18 protein-coding genes are annotated in these 18,902 nt (G+C 54.6%); 4 read left to right on the forward strand and 14 right to left on the reverse strand.

Annotated features, from left to right (window positions below):
* The 8 genes from rffA to trxA all read right to left on the reverse strand — a co-directional run bounded on the left by rffA (nucleotide 1) and on the right by trxA (nucleotide 8,590).
* The gene (gene rffA / locus SK51_RS03260; RefSeq protein WP_023299036.1) at nucleotides 1-1,131 is read right to left on the reverse strand and encodes a dTDP-4-amino-4,6-dideoxygalactose transaminase; all 1,131 of its coding nucleotides are present in this window, start codon (nucleotides 1,129-1,131) and stop codon (nucleotides 1-3) included.
* Nucleotides 1,132-1,135: 4 nt separating this feature from the next.
* A complete protein-coding gene (rffC, locus tag SK51_RS03265; RefSeq protein ID WP_023305220.1) occupies nucleotides 1,136-1,813 on the reverse strand; it encodes a dTDP-4-amino-4,6-dideoxy-D-galactose acyltransferase in 678 nt (225 codons plus the stop codon).
* On the reverse strand, nucleotides 1,810-3,072 hold the full coding sequence (gene wecC / locus SK51_RS03270) for a UDP-N-acetyl-D-mannosamine dehydrogenase (protein ID WP_023299034.1): 1,263 nt from the start codon (nucleotides 3,070-3,072) through the stop codon (nucleotides 1,810-1,812). The genes rffC and wecC overlap by 4 nt, the downstream gene beginning before the upstream one ends.
* The gene (gene wecB / locus SK51_RS03275) at nucleotides 3,069-4,199 is read right to left on the reverse strand and encodes a non-hydrolyzing UDP-N-acetylglucosamine 2-epimerase (RefSeq protein ID WP_032622055.1); all 1,131 of its coding nucleotides are present in this window, start codon (nucleotides 4,197-4,199) and stop codon (nucleotides 3,069-3,071) included. Before wecB ends, wecC begins: the two co-directional genes overlap by 4 nt.
* Before the next feature lie 56 nt (nucleotides 4,200-4,255).
* Nucleotides 4,256-5,302 carry an ECA polysaccharide chain length modulation protein gene (gene wzzE / locus SK51_RS03280; protein WP_022646646.1) on the reverse strand — a complete coding sequence of 349 codons (1,047 nt, stop codon included), beginning with the start codon at nucleotides 5,300-5,302 and terminating at the stop codon, nucleotides 4,256-4,258.
* A 13-nt stretch (nucleotides 5,303-5,315) separates the two neighbouring features.
* Nucleotides 5,316-6,419, reverse strand: coding sequence for a UDP-N-acetylglucosamine--undecaprenyl-phosphate N-acetylglucosaminephosphotransferase (gene wecA / locus SK51_RS03285; RefSeq protein WP_022646645.1), 1,104 nt, complete (start codon nucleotides 6,417-6,419; stop codon nucleotides 5,316-5,318).
* 240 nt (nucleotides 6,420-6,659) lie between these two features.
* Nucleotides 6,660-7,919 carry a transcription termination factor Rho gene (gene rho, locus SK51_RS03290; protein WP_001054528.1) on the reverse strand — a complete coding sequence of 420 codons (1,260 nt, stop codon included), beginning with the start codon at nucleotides 7,917-7,919 and terminating at the stop codon, nucleotides 6,660-6,662.
* A gap of 341 nt (nucleotides 7,920-8,260) precedes the next feature.
* Entirely contained in the window at nucleotides 8,261-8,590 is a 330-nt protein-coding gene (gene trxA, locus SK51_RS03295) for a thioredoxin TrxA (protein WP_006812392.1), read from the reverse strand.
* Nucleotides 8,591-8,734: 144 nt separating this feature from the next.
* On the opposite strand from trxA, the gene rhlB reads away from it, so the two are divergent.
* Together rhlB and gppA are read left to right on the forward strand one after the other, a co-directional pair.
* Entirely contained in the window at nucleotides 8,735-10,003 is a 1,269-nt protein-coding gene (rhlB, locus tag SK51_RS03300; RefSeq protein ID WP_022646644.1) for an ATP-dependent RNA helicase RhlB, read from the forward strand.
* Nucleotides 10,004-10,009: 6 nt separating this feature from the next.
* Complete coding sequence (gene gppA, locus SK51_RS03305; RefSeq protein ID WP_032671550.1) at nucleotides 10,010-11,494, forward strand: guanosine-5'-triphosphate,3'-diphosphate diphosphatase; 1,485 nt, start codon at nucleotides 10,010-10,012, stop codon at nucleotides 11,492-11,494.
* Between the two features lie 51 nt (nucleotides 11,495-11,545).
* On the opposite strand, the gene rep is transcribed toward gppA, so the two are convergent.
* Nucleotides 11,546-13,570, reverse strand: coding sequence for a DNA helicase Rep (rep, locus tag SK51_RS03310; protein WP_022646642.1), 2,025 nt, complete (start codon nucleotides 13,568-13,570; stop codon nucleotides 11,546-11,548).
* Between the two features lie 85 nt (nucleotides 13,571-13,655).
* Here rep and ppiC point away from each other — a divergent pair, with 85 nt between their 5' ends.
* Complete coding sequence (gene ppiC / locus SK51_RS03315) at nucleotides 13,656-13,937, forward strand: peptidylprolyl isomerase PpiC (RefSeq protein WP_006812396.1); 282 nt, start codon at nucleotides 13,656-13,658, stop codon at nucleotides 13,935-13,937.
* 54 nt (nucleotides 13,938-13,991) lie between these two features.
* On the opposite strand, the gene cysE is transcribed toward ppiC, so the two are convergent.
* From cysE to SK51_RS03340, 5 genes are all read right to left on the reverse strand, one after another.
* The gene (gene cysE, locus SK51_RS03320; protein ID WP_022646641.1) at nucleotides 13,992-14,813 is read right to left on the reverse strand and encodes a serine O-acetyltransferase; all 822 of its coding nucleotides are present in this window, start codon (nucleotides 14,811-14,813) and stop codon (nucleotides 13,992-13,994) included.
* A 75-nt stretch (nucleotides 14,814-14,888) separates the two neighbouring features.
* Nucleotides 14,889-15,908 (reverse strand): NAD(P)H-dependent glycerol-3-phosphate dehydrogenase, encoded by a 1,020-nt coding sequence (gene gpsA, locus SK51_RS03325; protein ID WP_006812398.1) that lies wholly within the window; start codon nucleotides 15,906-15,908, stop codon nucleotides 14,889-14,891.
* Entirely contained in the window at nucleotides 15,908-16,375 is a 468-nt protein-coding gene (gene secB, locus SK51_RS03330; RefSeq protein WP_003860835.1) for a protein-export chaperone SecB, read from the reverse strand. The genes gpsA and secB overlap by 1 nt, the downstream gene beginning before the upstream one ends.
* A gap of 31 nt (nucleotides 16,376-16,406) precedes the next feature.
* Nucleotides 16,407-16,658: a glutaredoxin 3 gene (gene grxC / locus SK51_RS03335; RefSeq protein WP_003860837.1), complete on the reverse strand. Its 252-nt coding sequence runs from the start codon at nucleotides 16,656-16,658 to the stop codon at nucleotides 16,407-16,409.
* Between the two features lie 11 nt (nucleotides 16,659-16,669).
* The gene (locus SK51_RS03340) at nucleotides 16,670-17,101 is read right to left on the reverse strand and encodes a rhodanese-like domain-containing protein (RefSeq protein WP_003860840.1); all 432 of its coding nucleotides are present in this window, start codon (nucleotides 17,099-17,101) and stop codon (nucleotides 16,670-16,672) included.
* Between the two features lie 248 nt (nucleotides 17,102-17,349).
* Between SK51_RS03340 and gpmM the strand changes: the two genes are divergently transcribed.
* Entirely contained in the window at nucleotides 17,350-18,894 is a 1,545-nt protein-coding gene (gene gpmM, locus SK51_RS03345; protein WP_023305218.1) for a 2,3-bisphosphoglycerate-independent phosphoglycerate mutase, read from the forward strand.
* The last annotated feature ends 8 nt before the right edge of the window (nucleotides 18,895-18,902 follow it).

Consider the following 18,902-nt stretch of genomic DNA (forward strand, 5'->3'; position numbering starts at 1 on the left):
TCAGGCGAAATAACTCAGAAGCGAATTGATCACCGTACGCTGGTTCACCGGCGCGAGGTTGTAGAACAGGGGCAGGCGGAGCAGACGTTCGCTCTCTTTGGTGGTGTAGCGGTCTTCACCGGCAAACATCCCGAAGGCTTCGCCAGCCGGGCTGGAGTGCAGCGGAATATAGTGGAATACCGCCATAATTTCCGCCTCCTTCAGCCAGGCAATCAGCTTGCTGCGATCGTCGTTATCGCGCAGCTTGATATAGAACATGTGGGCGTTGTGGATGCAGTCTGCCGGAATAGTCGGCAGTTCAATACGTCCGGCTTTAGCCAGCGACTCCAGCGCGTCGTAGTAGGTTTGCCACAGGGAGAGGCGTTGCAGATTGATTCGCTCTGCCGCTTCCAGCTGCGCCCAGAGATACGCGGCCTGCAAGTCCGCCATCAGGTAGCTTGAGCCGATATCGCGCCAGGTGTATTTATCCACCTGACCGCGGAAGAACTGGCTGCGGTTGGTCCCTTTTTCACGGATCACTTCCGCACGCTCGACAAGGGCACGATCGTTAATCAGCGTCGCGCCGCCTTCGCCGCCTGCGGTGTAGTTTTTGGTTTCGTGGAAGCTAAAGCAGCCGATATGACCGATGGTTCCCAGCGCGCGACCTTTGTAGGTGGACATCACGCCCTGCGCGGCATCTTCCACCACGAACAGGTTGTGCTTTTTGGCGATGGCCATGATGGTGTCCATTTCACAGGCCACGCCCGCGTAATGCACCGGAACAATCGCCCGCGTTTTGTCGGTGATCGCCGCTTCAATCAGCGTTTCGTCGATGTTCATAGTATCCGGACGGATATCCACAAACACGATTTTCGCCCCGCGCAGGACAAACGCGTTCGCCGTGGAGACGAAGGTGTAGCTCGGCATGATCACTTCATCGCCGGGCTGAATATCCAGCAGCAGCGCGGCCATTTCGAGCGATGCGGTACAGGACGGCGTCAGCAGCACCTTGGCACTGTGAAAACGTTGCTCCATCCACTGCTGGCAGCGACGGGTAAAACCACCGTCGCCACAGAGCTTGCCGCTGCCCATAGCCGACTGCATGTAATCAAGTTCAGTGCCCACAACGGGAGGCGCGTTAAATGGAATCATCTTGTCACCTGTATAACCAGTAGGCGGTGGCGTCGATGCTGGCACCACTCGCAATATAACGTTTAAGCGCAGCGGTGTTGCCCATCTGGGTTGCGACCCGCAGCGTCGATACCTGTTGTTGCTCCGCCCAGTGCAGCGCCGCCTGCATGAGTTTTTCGCCCATGCCGCGCCCGGCTAACAAACCGATGCGCGCCTCTTGCTCGTTGAGCCTGCGAAGCGAAACAAAACCCTGAATCTGCCCACCGGCAGTACGGAACACCAGACAGACGTGGTCAAACGTGCCTTTAACCGCATTCTCTATCCACCGGGCATAAAAGCGGCCGCTGTCATCGGGCGCATACCAGGGCGCCCGGAAACGGCTTTGAGCGAAAGCCAGCGCCGCCATCTTGCGCAGCGCGGGGATATCCTGCTCCGTTGCAATTTCCGCGCCCGGTGAGCCGTGGCGGGCCACGGTAACAGAGAGATCAACCTCGCCCTCGACCAGCCGGAATCCGTGCTGCTGGAGCGCGTCCAGCAGATCGGCGCGGTCCGCCGGGATCTTAGCCTGTACGCGCTGCCAGGCGCTGAAGTCTGCGTCCTGCAACGCAGGAGCGTTATCGCGCAGACGCACTATCGCTGAGGGGAGCGAAAAAAATACGCTTTCCCACTCAAGGGACTCCAGCACGCCGTTGAGAGTAATCAACGCCAAACGCCCTTAGTATCAACAATATACTGCTGACGCACGGCATCAGCGGAGACCGCTTTAAACGCATTGTGATCCACCAGCAGCACCAGCACATCCGCCGTCGCCAGCGCGTCATCCAGTGCGGTAAGGGTGCAGTGGCCGGCAAGTTTTGCCGGCAACGCATGAATATTCGGCTCAACCACCAGCGTTTCACCGCTGTGCCAGGCTGCGATCGTTTCGGCAATTTCCATTGCCGGGCTTTCGCGAAGATCGTCAATATTCGGTTTGAATGCCAGACCAAAGCAGGCAATTTTCAGCTCACTGGCACGTTTACCGCTGTCGGCGAGGCAATCCGCCACCGTGGCTTTCACCTGGTTGATAACCCAGTGCGGTTTGTGGTCGTTTACTTCGCGCGCGGTGCGAATCAGGCGCGCCTGTTCCGGATTCTGCGCCACGATAAACCACGGATCGACAGCGATACAGTGCCCACCCACACCCGGCCCCGGCTGAAGGATGTTCACGCGTGGGTGACGATTGGCAAGGCGAACAAGTTCCCAGACGTTAATCCCCTGATCGGCGCAAATCAACGACAGTTCATTCGCAAATGCAATGTTAACATCGCGGAAGCTGTTTTCGGTCAGTTTGCACATCTCGGCGGTGCGGGAGTTGGTCACCACGCATTCGCCTTCAAGGAAGATCTTATACAGCTCGCTGGCGCGCGCGGAGCAGACTGGGGTCATGCCGCCAATCACGCGGTCATTTTTAATCAGTTCCACCATCACCTGGCCTGGCAGTACGCGCTCAGGGCAGTAGGCGATGTTGATATCGGCCTGGTCGCCCGCCTGCTGGGGGAAGCTGAGATCGGGACGCGCCTCGGCCAGCCACTGTGCCATCTGCTCGGTTGCCCCAACAGGTGAAGTGGACTCAAGAATAACCAGTGCCCCTTTCTTCAGCACAGGCGCAATGGATTTTGCCGCCGCCTCGACGTAAACCATGTCAGGCTCATGATCGCCTTTAAAGGGCGTAGGCACCGCAATCAGGTACGCATCGGCTTCTACCGGCGTGGTGCTGGCGCGCAGGAAGCCACCGTCCACCGCCTTTTTCACCACGCGATCGAGATCGGGCTCCACGATATGAATTTCGCCACGGTTGATGGTTTCTACCGCGTGCGCGTTGATATCTACGCCAATAACCTGCTTTTGACGAGAGGCAAAGGCCGCCGCAGTAGGCAGCCCGATATAGCCGAGACCAACAACAGAGATGGTAGTAAAACTCATAGCGTTACCCGATTGTGTTTAAGTGCGTGCAAAATACGTCCACAAGCCTGCCCGTCCCCGTACGGGTTATGGGCACGGCTCATCGCCTGATACTCTTCTTCGTCATGCAGTAAGCGCGTGACCTCTTCGACAATGCGACGCGGATCCGTTCCCACCAGACGCACGGTACCGGCAGTGACCGCTTCCGGACGTTCAGTGGTTTCGCGCATCACCAGTACCGGCTTACCGAGGGAAGGCGCCTCTTCCTGAATGCCGCCAGAATCGGTCAGGATCAGCCAGGCGTGGTTCATCAGCCAGACAAATGGCAGATAGTCCTGCGGCTCTATCAGGAGCACGTTTTCCACGTGGCCCAGGATACGGTTGACCGGTTCGCTGACGTTAGGGTTAAGGTGCACCGGATAGACAATCTGCACATCCTCATTCTGCGCGGCGATTTCAGCCAGCGCGTGGCAGATTTGCTCAAAGCCACGGCCAAAACTTTCGCGGCGGTGTCCCGTCACCAGAATCGTTTTCTTGCCGTTGTTCAGGAACGGATAGCGCGCAGCGAGTTCTGCCTGAAGCTCGCTGTTAGCCAGCACGCGGTCACGCACCCAAATCAGCGCATCAATGACCGTATTGCCGGTAACGAAGATTTTGCTGTCGCTGATATTTTCGCGCAGCAGGTTCTGACGTGAGTTCTCGGTTGGCGCAAAATGGTACATCGCCAGGTGACCGGTGAGCGTACGGTTGGCCTCTTCCGGCCACGGGGAATAGAGATTGCCGGTACGCAGTCCCGCTTCGACATGGCCAACAGGGATACGCTGATAGAACGCGGCCAGGCTGGTCGCCACGGTGGTGGTGGTGTCGCCGTGCACCAGCACTACATCCGGCTTGAACGACTCCAGAATAGGCTTTAATTCTTGCAGAATACGGCAGGTGATTTCCGTCAGTCCCTGTCCCGGTTTCATTATATTGAGATCGTAATCCGGGACGATAGAAAAGAGGGTTAAGACCTGATCGAGCATCTCACGGTGCTGGGCAGTCACGCACACTTTCGCTTCAATATCAGGATCTCTGGCCAGCGCATGAACCAGAGGCGCCATCTTGATGGCCTCCGGCCTGGTGCCAAATACGGTTAGTACTTTCACATCGATTCTCTTCGATTAGACGATGAAGGCCGCAGCCTTCATCGTAGACGGCGTTCTTAGTTTGTGCGGCGACGCAATAACGCTACGCCAGCGCCAGTCAGTGCGCCCACAATCCCCCACATGATCATCAGGAATGCGCGACGCGGACTATCGCGTTTTACAGGCTCTTCAGGCGTTCTTAAATAACGATAGGTCTGAAAACGCGGGTCCAGCGTTGGACCGACGTTGAGCGTATTGAGCATGGCGCGGTTTTGGTCGTAATCAAGGTCAAAGTCAGGGCCAACGGCCTGGATATTTTCCAGACGTGCCTGAAGCATTGGGCGACCAAGAAGGAACATTTCTGAATCAGGGAGTTCGTCAGCCGGAACATCCGTTTCGCTACGGGAAATATTGTGCTGTTCCGCAATCTTCAGCGCCTGCTCAATATTATGCACGCGACGGGCGAAGATGGCCTTAGCGACCTCTTCCTGACGTTTGACCTGCGCTTTCATCTGGATAGTTCGCGCAGCCCAGGCGCCTTTCAGCTCGTCATTCAGATGACTGGCCGCACGCTGGCTGGCAAAAGCAACGTACTGACGCAACAGGTTATTGGCGTCCGGCGCCGTTTCCGCAATCAGCTTCACGCTGTCGCTAACGTTACGGAGCACATCGCCAGGCATAAACTGAATGTTGTTGATTAAATCATCCAGCAGCGCGGCATCCGCTTTGCTGTTACCGACCATGCGCTGCTTGTAGTAGTCTGTCTGGGACCAGAAATCGCGACGTGTATCCCACGACGCCAGCTGCATCACAAACTCTTTGTAGGACTCATCCATCACCGAGGCCTGATCCGGGGTCGCCAGATTGGCCTTGATATCAAGATTACGCAGGAATTGCTGCTGGGAGTAGTAGCCTCCAAGCATATTCACCGTTGGTCGGTCTGTGATCGCCGTGGCGCTCCACTCTTGTTTCGCAAAGAAGGTGTAGGCAAGCGCTAACAGCGCGAACCCCAGGCCAATCCCCACAATCCACAGTTTGCCCTGCCATAACACTCGAAACAAACCACGAATATCCAGCTCGTTCTCAGTGCCCACTGATTTCGCTCCCGCCAACGGTTGAGTCATCATAGTCCCGGTTTTACTTAGTTAAAGTTGTATTTTTGCCACTGTTCCGACGCATCCTGCGTTTTAAACGTTTAATAAAACGCGCGACTTTCCATGCACGCTTGATGCAGTAACCGTACATGAAAAATGCTAGCAAGAATAATACCAACATTACCCATTCAGGAATGAAATGAGCGTATTCCGCGGCAACGCCAATCGCAGCCAGAATAGCAGCCGCTAGCGTAATCAGCACAAACGCCTGACGAGACGTGAAGCCGGCGCGCATAATCAGATGATGAATATGCTGCCGGTCCGCAGAAAATGGGCTCATTCCTTTACGCAGACGACGATACATAATCGCCACCATATCCATCAGCGGAATGGCAATGATCCAAAGCGCTGTAACCGGGCTGATTGGATGTGTTTTACCCTGAGTGGTTTCCAATAAGATCCAGATAATAGTGAAACCAATCAATGTGCTACCCGCATCGCCCATAAAGACTTTATAGCGACGGCCCAGCGCGCCAAGATTTAAAAGAATATAGGGCAGAATGGCCGCAATCATAGCAAAACACCACATTGCCAGGCTGTATTGACCATCAAACCATAAGATTATGCCAATGGCAGCAAATGAAACACAAGATAGTCCGCCCAATAAACCATCAATTCCATCTACCATATTAAATGCATTGATGGCGACCCATACGGCAAAGAGTGTAAGGAAGTAACCAAACGGCCCAAGTACCATCTCCCAAGAACCAAAAATGTATCCAAGACTGCTAAGGTGAAGGTTTGCCGCCACCATCATGGCAAGAGCAACTGCAGCCTGCACGAAGGCTCGAATTTTTACACTGATATCGTAGCGATCATCAAGTGCCCCCACAACAACCAGAACAGACGCACAGCACAGGTACAGCCTGGCATGTGGGATATAGTAATCCGCGATAGCAAAAGTGAAAGAAACACCTGCAAAAACGGAGATTCCGCCCACCAAGGGAATCATACCTTGGTGCCGTTTACGGAAGTTAGGTTTGTCCACTAAACCGACATATTTTGCTACCTTACGTGCTAAAAAAAGAAAGCAAGTAGTGAACAAAAAAATACTGGTGAGTTCAGCAAACGTATCGAATAGGTTCACAACGGATGTTCTCAACATATGTTAGTCAAAGAAGTATAATCATGATGGCATCAAGCCAGAAGGCATAAAGCACACCTCTTGCGACCCATTTGTTTATTATTCAAGCTATTAATATTTTCACTGTGCGAATTTTCTTATTGTCGCACCGACCGGGCAAAATTGGGAGTGTGTGGTAATAGCGTATAGCCCATAAATAAAAAACGCCACGTAAAAACGTGGCGTTTACTGGGATTATTTGCGTTACGAGCGTTTCATCATGTCGAAGAAATCGTCGTTCGTTTTAGTCATCGCCAGTTTGTTAATGAGGAATTCCATTGCGTCGATTTCGCCCATTGGATGGATGATTTTGCGAAGGATCCACATTTTCTGCAGCTCTTCCTGAGTGGTAAGCAGCTCTTCTTTACGGGTACCGGAACGGTTGTAGTCGATCGCCGGGAAGACGCGTTTTTCTGCGATTTTACGAGAAAGGTGCAGTTCCATGTTGCCTGTACCTTTAAACTCTTCGTAAATAACTTCGTCCATTTTGGAGCCGGTATCGATCAGCGCCGTCGCGATAATGGTCAGGCTACCGCCCTCTTCCACGTTACGCGCCGCACCGAAGAAACGCTTCGGACGATGCAGGGCGTTGGCATCCACACCACCGGTCAGTACTTTACCGGAAGCCGGCACCACGGTGTTGTAGGCACGCGCCAGACGGGTAATGGAATCGAGCAGGATGATCACGTCTTTCTTGTGCTCAACCAGGCGTTTCGCCTTCTCGATAACCATTTCCGCAACCTGAACGTGGCGGGAAGCAGGCTCGTCGAAGGTTGACGCAACCACTTCCCCTTTCACCAGACGCTGCATCTCGGTCACTTCTTCCGGACGTTCGTCAATCAGCAGCACCATCAGCACACAGTCTGGATGGTTGTAAGCAATGCTCTGCGCGATGTTTTGTAGCAGCATGGTTTTACCGGCTTTTGGCGGCGCCACAATCAGACCACGCTGGCCACGACCAATTGGCGATGCCAGATCCAGCACACGAGCGGTTAAGTCTTCAGTAGACCCGTTACCACGCTCCATACGCAAACGAGAGTTCGCGTGCAGCGGCGTTAAGTTCTCGAACAGGATCTTATTGCGGGAGTTTTCCGGTTTGTCGTAGTTGACTTCATTAACCTTCAACAGCGCAAAGTAGCGTTCACCCTCTTTTGGAGGACGAATCTTACCTGAAATGGTGTCACCAGTGCGGAGGTTGAAACGGCGGATTTGGCTAGGGGATACGTAGATGTCGTCAGGGCCGGCGAGGTAGGAGCTGTCTGCAGAGCGGAGGAAACCAAATCCGTCTTGCAGTATCTCCAGCACACCGTCGCCAAAGATATCTTCGCCACTCTTAGCGTGTTGCTTCAGGATGGCGAAAATGATGTCCTGCTTGCGCATACGAGCCTGGTTTTCCAGTCCCATATTTTCGCCGAGAGTGATCAGCTCAGAAACCGGCGTATTCTTTAATTCGGTAAGATTCATAATGGTGTGGGTTCTTAAACTCGGGGTGATTCTCGAACTTAATGTTGTGAATGGTATGGCAGGGTCATCCATGCCTGTTTAGCGGCCATCACCTCATGTCTGTTCGCTGTCTGGTCACAGGGAAAGAACGCAGAACTGAAACGACAAGACGGATTGAGTGACAAGCCCGGAATCTAGCAACTTCACGCACTGTTTAAGTTAACAACGGGAAGTATCGGGTAAAACAAGATTCAAACAACAAGATATGTTTAAAACGTAGTCATAGCTAACTTAGCACGACTAAAGCCGGGCGTCCAGAGCTCACCATTAATTAGGCGCTCTGGACGCTCAGCGGAGAAACCTTACGCCAGGTTAGCGTCCAGGAACTCTTTCAGTTGACCTTTGGACAGTGCGCCCACTTTGGTCGCCGCCACGTCACCGTTCTTGAACAGCAGCAGGGTCGGGATGCCACGGATACCGTATTTTGGCGCGGTGCCCGGGTTCTGGTCGATGTTCAGCTTGGCAACGGTCAGTTTGCCCTGATATTCGTCAGCGATTTCATCCAGAATCGGAGCGATCATTTTGCAAGGACCACACCATTCAGCCCAGAAATCAACGAGGATCAGCCCGTCAGCTTTAAGTACGTCCGTGTCAAAACTGTCGTCAGTCAGGTGAATAATTTTATCGCTCATATATAACTCCACAGGAATAAGCCTGGTACGTTGGTTTTGTCTCCACCAACGACGTGTTGATGTCGCATTAACCAACTAAAGGTTGACTTTATTTCACCGGATACGCTTTCGTAAAGCAATAGTAAGCTGATATTCTACCACACTATGAGCAAAACACATTTAACAGAACAGAAGTTTTCCGACTTCGCCCTGCACCCAAAGGTGATCGAAGCCCTTGAAACTAAAGGGTTTCATAACTGCACGCCCATTCAGGCTCTCGCCCTGCCGCTGACGCTGGCCGGTCGTGATGTTGCAGGGCAGGCGCAAACCGGTACTGGCAAAACGATGGCGTTTTTAACGTCAACGTTTCATTATTTACTTTCTCACCCAGCGATTGCAGACCGCAAAGTTAACCAGCCGCGCGCGCTAATTATGGCCCCGACGCGAGAACTGGCGGTACAGATCCACGCAGACGCTGAGCCCCTGGCGCAAGCCACTGGCCTGAAACTTGGCCTGGCCTATGGCGGCGACGGCTACGATAAACAGCTGAAAGTGCTGGAAAGCGGCGTGGATATCCTGATTGGGACCACAGGCCGTCTTATCGACTACGCTAAACAGAACCATATCAACCTCGGCGCAATCCAGGTCGTGGTGCTGGATGAAGCAGACCGCATGTACGATCTGGGCTTCATTAAAGACATCCGCTGGCTGTTCCGCCGTATGCCTGCGGCAAACCAGCGTCTGAATATGCTGTTCTCCGCAACCCTTTCATACCGCGTACGTGAACTCGCATTCGAGCAGATGAACAATGCGGAATATGTGGAAGTAGAACCGGAGCAGAAAACCGGGCACCGCATTAAAGAAGAGCTCTTCTATCCTTCTAATGAAGAGAAAATGCGCCTGCTGCAAACCCTGATCGAAGAAGAGTGGCCGGATCGCGCGATCATCTTTGCGAACACTAAACACCGCTGTGAAGATATTTGGGGCCACCTGGCGGCAGATGGTCACCGTGTGGGCCTGCTGACCGGCGACGTGGCGCAGAAAAAACGCCTGCGCATTCTCGACGAATTTACTCGTGGCGACCTTGATATTCTGGTCGCGACCGACGTGGCGGCCCGTGGCCTGCACATTCCAGCCGTGACGCACGTCTTTAACTATGACCTGCCAGATGACTGTGAAGACTATGTACACCGTATCGGTCGTACCGGTCGTGCTGGCGCAAGCGGTCACTCCATCAGCCTTGCATGTGAAGAGTATGCGCTGAACCTTCCGGCCATTGAGACCTATATCGGTCACTCTATTCCACAGAGTAAATACAATCCGGACGCGCTGATGAGCGAACTGCCGCCACCTAAGCGCCTTACCCGTCCACGTACCGGTAATGGCCCGCGTCGTTCCGGCGGTGCGCCGCGTAATCGTCGTCGTTCAGGTTAAAAAATGATGCTCAGTTCCACCTCGCTTTATGCGGCAATTGATCTCGGTTCGAATAGTTTTCATATGCTGGTTGTACGCGAGGTGGCGGGAAGCATACAGACGCTGACGCGCATCAAGCGCAAGGTCCGCCTGGCGGCGGGCCTGAGCAGCGATAATCACCTCTCTCCCGAAGCCATGGAACGTGGCTGGCAGTGTCTGCGCCTCTTTGCAGAGCGTCTGCAGGACATACCGCATGCCCAAATCCGCGTTGTCGCGACCGCGACGCTCCGTCTGGCGGTTAATGCCGTCGATTTTATTGCCAAAGCGCAGGAAATTCTCGGCTGCCCGGTGCAAGTCATCAGCGGTGAAGAAGAAGCGCGTCTGATATATCAGGGCGTGGCGCACACTACCGGGGGCGACGATCGCCGTCTGGTGGTGGATATTGGCGGAGCGAGTACTGAACTGGTGACCGGCACGGGTGCCCAGGCGACCTCGCTGTTCAGTCTGTCGATGGGCTGCGTAACCTGGCTTGAGCGCTACTTTACTGACCGCAATCTCGCGCAAGAAAACTTCGACGAGGCTGAAAATGCCGCGCGTGAAGTGCTGCGTCCGGTCATGGACGAACTGCGCTACCACGGCTGGAAAGTGTGTGTTGGGGCGTCAGGAACTGTACAGGCGTTGCAGGAAATCATGATGGCGCAGGGGATGGATGAGCGGATCACGCTTGCTAAACTCCAGCAGCTTAAACAGCGCGCCATTCAATGTGGTCGTCTGGAAGAGCTGGAAATTGAAGGGCTGACGCTCGAACGTGCGCTGGTCTTCCCCAGCGGGCTAGCCATTCTCATCGCCATTTTTACCGAGCTAAACATCCAGTGTATGACCCTGGCAGGCGGCGCACTGCGCGAAGGTCTGGTCTATGGGATGCTGCATCTTTCGGTGGATCAGGACATTCGAAGCCGTACGCTACGTAACGTCCAGCGCCGCTTTATTGTGGATACCGATCAGGCGCAGCGAGTGGGCCAACTGGCATCGCTCTTTGCGGATCAGGTTAAATCACGTTGGGATATCGAACCGTTAAGCCGCGATTTGCTGCTAAGTGCGTGTGCGTTGCATGAAATTGGGCTTAGCGTTGAGTACAAGCAAGCGCCGCTACACGCAGCCTGGCTGGTGTGTAATCTCGATTTGCCGGGCTACACTCCCGCGCAGAAAAAATTGCTCGCGACCCTGCTGCTGAATCAAACCAACGCCGTTGACCTCTCTTCACTCCATCAGCAAAACGCTGTACCGCCGCGCGTGGCCGAACATCTCTGCCGCTTACTTCGTCTGGCGATTCTGTTTGCCAGCCGGCGTCGCGACGATCTCCTCCCGGCCATTAAGCTGGTGGCAGACGATGAAAAACTGACGCTGACGCTGCCGGAAAATTGGCTAGAAGATCATCCGCTTGGAGCAGAGTTGATCGAGCAGGAGTGCCAGTGGCAGAGCTATGTGCACTGGGCGCTTGATGTGAAGTGACCCTTGAAGCGTGCCGGGGGGCGGCTTCGCCTTACCCGGCCTACAAAATTGTTATCCTTTCTCTTTGGCTTTCGCCAGCATGGCGCGTATGTTCGCCACGTTGGCTTGCCCCTTGTGCATCCGCTCTTCAGCGGTAATAGCTTTACGCTCCTGCTCCCAGATAAGATCGTCCTGAGGCAACTCCAGCAGGAAGCGGCTCGGCTCCGGGCGCACCAGCTCACCATACTGACGGCGCTCTTTGCACAGCGTAAACGTCAGCTCTTTCTGCGCACGGGTGATCCCCACGTAGGCCAGACGGCGCTCTTCGTCGACGTTATCTTCATCAATGCTGCTCTGGTGCGGCAGCAGGCCCTCTTCCATCCCCACCAGATAGACATACGGGAACTCCAGCCCTTTCGAGGCATGCAACGTCATCAGCTGGACCTGATCAGCTTCTTCTTCACTCTCGCCGCGCTCCATCATATCGCGCAGCGTGAAGCGGGTGACCACCTGCGTCAGGGTCATCGGCTCGTCAATCTCAGATCCTTCAAGCATTTCGGTCATCCAGCTGAAGAGCTGGTTAACGTTTTTCATGCGCATTTCTGCCGCTTTCGGGCTGGCGGAGGTTTCATACAACCAGGATTCGTAATCAATGCCGTGGATCAGGTCGCGTACTGCCGCCACGGGTTCGCGCTCTGCCAGACGCTGCACCTCACCCAGCCAGTGGGTAAATCGGGTTAAGGCGTCATAGCCGCGCCCGGTCAGGGTCTGGCTCAGCCCCATATCGAAGCTGGCGGTGAACAGACTTTTGTTGCGGGTCATCGCCCATTCACCCAGCTTTTGCAGCGTCGCAGAGCCAATCTCGCGCTTCGGCGTATTTACAATGCGCAGGAAAGCGCTGTCGTCATCCGGGTTGGTCAGCACGCGCAGATAAGCCAGCAGATCCTTGATTTCCGGACGCGAAAAGAACGACGTACCGCCGGAGATTTTGTAGGGGATGCGGTTCTGCATCAGCATCTTTTCAAAGACGCGCGACTGGTGGTTTCCGCGATAGAGGATCGCGTAATCCTTGTATTCAGTTTTGTTGACGAAGTGATGGGCAATCAGCTCGCCGGTTACGCGCTCCGCTTCGTGCTCTTCGTTATTGGCGCTAAGGACTTTCAGCTCGGTCCCGTAACCCAGTTCAGAGAACAGGCGCTTCTCAAAGACGTGCGGGTTGTTGGCAATCAGGATGTTCGCCGCCTTCAGGATACGCCCGGAAGAACGGTAGTTCTGCTCCAGTTTAATCACCTGCAACGCCGGGAAGTCTTTGCTCAGCAGCACCAGGTTTTGCGGACGTGCGCCACGCCAGGAGTAAATCGACTGATCGTCATCACCTACGACGGTAAAACGCGCGCGCTGTCCTACCAGCAGCTTCACCAGCTCGTACTGGCTGGTGTTGGTATCCTGGTATTCATCCACCAGCAGGTAACGAATTTTGTTCTGCCAGCGCTCGCGCACCTCTTCATTCCGCTGAAGCAGCAGCGTCGGCAGCAGGATCAGATCGTCGAAATCCAGTACGTTGCAGGCTTTCATATGCGCGTCGTACAGGCCATAGCAGTGGGCAAAGATGCGGTCACGCTCGCCTTTGGCACTTGCCGCAGCCTGGGCCGGCGTCATCAGATCGTTTTTCCAGTTCGAGATCGTCGAGATCAGCTGTTGCAACAGCACTTTGTCATCTTCGATCAGCCCTTCCGTCAGCTCTTTGAGCAGCGCCACCTGGTCGGTGTCATCAAAGAGCGAAAAGTTGGACTTCATTCCCAGCGCCGCGTATTCGCGCTTGATGATATCCAGACCCAGCGTGTGGAAGGTGGAGATCATCAGCCCGCGCGCCTCTTTACGGCCCAGCGTCTGGCCGACGCGCTCTTTCATCTCACGCGCCGCCTTGTTGGTAAAGGTGACCGCCGCGATATGGCGCGCCTGGTATCCACAACCCCGAATTAAGTGGGCGATTTTGTTGGTGATCACGCGTGTTTTACCGGATCCCGCTCCCGCCAGCACCAGGCAGGGTCCGGTGACGAATTCGACAGCTTGTTGTTGTCCGGGGTTTAAACGCATAAATGATCACTCAATGAAAGTCGGGAGAGGAGGAAAAACGCGTGGTAGTATACCGATCGTAAACTCGTTGACTCAAGGCACGATCATGGCAAAAACAGCAGCAGCACTGCATATCCTTGTTAAAGAAGAAAAACTGGCACAGGATCTGCTCGAACAGATTAAAAACGGCGCCGACTTCGGCAAACTGGCGAAGAAACACTCGATTTGCCCGTCAGGCAAACGCGGTGGTGACTTAGGCGAGTTCCGCCAGGGCCAGATGGTTCCGGCGTTTGATAAAGTGGTCTTCTCCTGCCCGGTGCTGGAGCCAACCGGCCCACTGCATACGCAGTTCGGCTATCACATTATCAAAGTGTTATACCGCAACTAATCAAAAGCCCGGTGCATTAACTCACCGGGCTTTTTTATTTGAGTGTTCCAGCGTTCAGATACCGTCGCCGTATTCGAAGGTGTGGTGAATACCGTTAAAGTGCTGATCCATATCCATCGACGGTTTATCGCTGTCTGGCTTACCGACGATGCGCGCCGGGACGCCAGCGGCGGTGGTGTGCGGCGGTACAGGCTGGAGCACAACCGATCCCGCGCCAATTTTTGCGCCGCGTCCGACTTCAATATTGCCAAGGATTTTAGCACCCGCGCCAATCATCACCCCTTCACGAATTTTCGGATGGCGATCGCCGCTGGTTTTACCGGTACCGCCCAGCGTAACGGATTGCAGAATCGACACGTCATCTTCGATCACCGCCGTTTCACCGACAACAATGCCGGTGGCGTGATCGAGCATGATCCCGCGGCCAATTTTCGCCGCCGGGTGAATATCGACCTGGAAGGTCACGGAAACCTGGTTTTGCAGGAAGATGGCCAGCGCGCGGCGTCCCTCATTCCATAACCAGTGGCCGATGCGGTACGCCTGTAAGGCGTGGAAGCCTTTGAGATACAGCAGCGGCGTGGAGTATTTATCCACCGCCGGGTCACGCGTGCGCACGGCCTGAATATCGCAGGCGGCAGAAGCAATCATTTCCGGATCGGCAGCGTAGGCCTCTTCCACCACCTCGCGAATAGCGATAGCAGGCATGATAGGGGAAGCCAGTTTATTGGCGAGCATGTAGCTCAGGGCGCTGCCGAGATTTTCGTGCTTGAGTAGCGTCGCGTGATAAAAACTGGCCAGCATGGGCTCACAGTCGGCCAACGCTCGGGCTTCGGCTTTAATATTATTCCAGACGATATCCAGTTCTTCACACGGCATTGCTTGCTCCAGACGATAGTTAATGACCAGCCAGTTCTGCGCTGGCTGGGTCATTCAGGTGACGATACTTCCCGGCTAATTGCTGCTGCGCTCGTCCTTGCGCGCACGACCTAATAAGGTCAATGCTGCCTCGCGCGCATTTTTTCCGCAATACAATACCTGATAAATTTCCTCGGTTATTGGCATTTCGACACCGAAACGATGCGCCAATTCGCGAACTTCTTTGGTATTGCGATAGCCTTCAACCACCTGACCAATCTTCTCCTGCGCGCTTTTGACATCGCTGCCCTGTCCGAGCATCATGCCAAAGCGGCGGTTACGCGACTGGTTGTCGGTGCAGGTCAGCACCAGGTCGCCCAGCCCAGCCATCCCCATAAAGGTGGCCGGATCGGCGCCCAGCGCTTCGCCCAGGCGTGACATTTCGGTCAGGCCACGGGTGATCAGCGCCGTACGCGCATTCGCGCCGAAGCCGATGCCGTCAGACATCCCGGCCCCGATGGCAATGACGTTCTTCACCGCGCCGCCCAGCTGTACGCCGATAAAATCAGGGTTGCTGTACACGCGGAAGCTTTTGCCGCAGTGCAGCAGTTGCTGAAGATCGTCGGAAAATGCCTGGTCGGTGGACGCCAGCGAGATCGCCGTCGGCAAGCCCGCAGCCAGCTCTTTGGCGAATGTCGGCCCGGAGATCACCGCCAGCGGGATCGCTGTTCCCAGCGCTTCGCGGGCAACGTCCTGCAACAGACGTCCGGTTTCCGCTTCCAGCCCCTTCGTCGCCCACACAATACGCGCATCCGCACGCATCAGCGGCTTAATCTGACGCAGGACTTCGCCAAACACATGGCTTGGCACCACAATCAAAATATTGCGGCTGGCCGCCAGCGCGGTTGCGAGGTCGCTTTCCAGATACAGAGAGTCAGGGAACGGAACGTCCGGGAGAAACGCCACGTTGCAGCGGTCGTGTTGCAACGTCGCGATATGTTTTGGATCGTGGCCCCACAGGACCACGTCGTGACCATTTCTTGCCAGTGTGATGGCAAGAGCGGTGCCGTAAGAGCCGGCACCGATCACAGTCATTGACGCATTAACAGTGCTCATCAGGCATCCTGATGTTGTTCGGCACCTTCGCCAGCCTGCTGCTGTAGATAGTTCATAAACAGCGCATCAAAGTTGACTGGCGCAAGGTTCAGTTGCGGGAATGTACCGCGAGAAACCAGGCTGGTGATGCATTCACGCGCATACGGGAACAGGATGTTCGGGCAGTATGCACCCAGGCAATGCGCCATCTGGTTACCTTCGATGCCGCCGATAGAGAAGATACCGCCCTGCTGGACTTCGCACAGGAATGCAGTTTCTTCGCCCAGGGAGGCGGTCACGGTGACACGCAGTACGACTTCATACACGTCATCCGCCAGCTGGGTGGATGCGGTATCCAGATCAAGTTTAACCTCTGGCTGCCAGTCTTTCTGGAAAACGTGCGGCGCATTTGGCGCTTCGAAAGAGACATCCTTGGTGTAGATGCGCTGGATCTGGAAAGTCATCTCGGTGTTGTTTTGTTCTGACATGGAAAAACCCTTTTTAATTGTCCTAAAGTCTCTAGCTCAGCAGCGGATCGAGTCCACCGCGGGCGTCGAGCGCATACAAGTCATCACAGCCGCCAATGTGCTGCGCATCAATAAAAATCTGTGGAACCGTTGTGCGACCACTGCGTTGGATCATCTCTTCGCGTTTAATCGCGTCACCATCAATCGGCAGTTCCTTAAACGTTACGCCTTTGCTGGACAGCAGCGCTTTCGCTCGGTGGCAGAACGGGCACGTTGCTTTGGTGTAGATCTCAATATTGGCCATCACTTAACTCCTTATTTACCGCGCACTAAAGGAAGATTCTCCCCGCTCCAGCCGGAGATGCCTTCTTTCAGCACCGTTACGTTTTCAAAGCCTGCTTTATGCAGTGCGTTGGCAGATTCCTGCGCCTGCATGCCAGTGCCGTCAACAACAATAATCGGCTGGGCTTTATGCTTCTCCAGCTCACCAATGTTGTTCGCTTTAATTTCCGCTGGCAGCAGGTTGATAGCACCTGCAATATGGCCCTTGCGGAAATCGTCGCGCTGACGCAGATCGACAACCACGGCGTCCTCTTTGTTGATCAGACGTGTCGCTTCACCGCGGGTGATCACCTTAATTTTAGACGTCAGTCCCTTAAATGTGGTGAACAGTACAGCGACCAGCAGGCCAATCCACGCGATGCTCAGAACCGGGTGGCGGCTAACGAATTGCATAATTTCTTGCATGGGGGGTAACAACTCCCGACTAAGTGATTAAAAAAACCAGGACAGGAGTATACCTGTGCGCTGTGGCAAATACAGCCAGCGACATAAAGCTAATCTATTTTCTGCGGCATGCCACGTAAAAAAAGCCTCAAAATGGCCTGAGAACAGCCTTGCCCCCGCGCTTTCTTTGATCTTCTGCGGCTATTTTATCGATTCAGCTGTAGTAAAATTACGCAAATTTTTTGTCTCTTGAGCATGAGGTTGTCGCAATGTCGGTTTCTAAAAAACCTATGGTACTGGTGATTCTGGATGGCTATGGCTACCGTGAAGATCAACAGGATAACGCCATTTTCAACGCCAAAACCCCGGTTATGGATGCGCTATGGGCAAAACGTCCCCACACCCTGATTGATGCGTCTGGTCTGGAAGTCGGCCTGCCGGATCGTCAGATGGGCAACTCTGAAGTGGGTCACGTTAACCTGGGCGCAGGCCGTATCGTTTATCAGGACCTGACGCGCCTGGACGTTGAAATCAAAGAACGTACATTCTTTGCCAACCCAACGCTCACCGGAGCAGTTGATAAAGCCGTTGCCGCAGGCAAGGCCGTTCATATTATGGGCCTGCTCTCTGCGGGCGGCGTTCACAGCCACGAAGATCACATCATGGCGATGGTAGAGCTGGCCGCTGAGCGCGGTGCGGAAAAAATCTATCTGCACGCCTTCCTGGATGGTCGCGATACGCCGCCACGCAGCGCAAAAGGTTCTCTGAAAGCCTTTGAAGATAAATTTGCCGCACTGGGCAAAGGCCGCGTGGCATCCATCGTTGGTCGTTACTATGCCATGGACCGCGACAACCGCTGGGACCGCGTTGAGCAAGCCTATGATCTGCTGACCCTGGCAAAAGGCGAGTTCCAGTTCCCGACCGCCGTTGAAGGCCTGGAAGCGGCTTACGCGCGTGATGAAAACGACGAATTTGTGAAGGCAACCGTGATCCGCGCTGAAGGCCAGGCCGATGCCGCTATGGTAGATGGCGATGCGCTGATCTTCATGAACTTCCGTGCTGACCGCGCGCGCGAAATCACCCGCGCCTTCGTCAACAGCGATTTCGACGGTTTCGCCCGTAAGAAAGTGGCGAAGATCGATTTCATCCAGTTGACCGAGTATGCAGCGGATATCAAAGCCCCATGCGCGTATCCACCCGCTTCCCTGGAAAATACCTTCGGCGAGTGGATGGCGAAAAACGATAAAACGCAGCTGCGCATCTCCGAAACTGAGAAGTATGCGCACGTGACCTTCTTCTTTAACGGCGGCGTAGAAGAGCCGTTTAAAGGCGAAGACCGCATCCTGATTAACTCACCGAAAGTCGCCACATACGATCTCCAGCCAGAAATGAGCTCTGCGGAGCTGACCGAAAAACTGGTGGCCGCGATCGAAAGCGGTAAATACGACACCATCATCTGTAACTATCCGAATGGCGACATGGTGGGCCACACCGGCGTGATGGAAGCTGCCGTTAAAGCGGTTGAAGCGCTGGACCACTGCGTTGAGCAGGCCGCGAAAGCGGTTGAATCCGTGGGCGGCCAGCTGCTGATCACCGCTGACCACGGTAACGCAGAACAGATGCGTGACCCGGCAACCGGTCAGGCGCATACTGCCCATACCAACCTGCCTGTTCCACTGATTTATGTAGGTGATAAGTCAGTGAAAGCAGTGGAAGGCGGCAAGCTTTCCGACATCGCGCCAACCATGTTGTCGCTGATGGGTATGGAAATCCCTGAAGAGATGACTGGCAAGCCGCTGTTCATCGTGGAATAATCGCTCCC

The organism is Enterobacter sp. MGH85 (assembly GCF_001037655.1).
GTDB lineage: Bacteria > Pseudomonadota > Gammaproteobacteria > Enterobacterales > Enterobacteriaceae > Enterobacter > Enterobacter intestinihominis.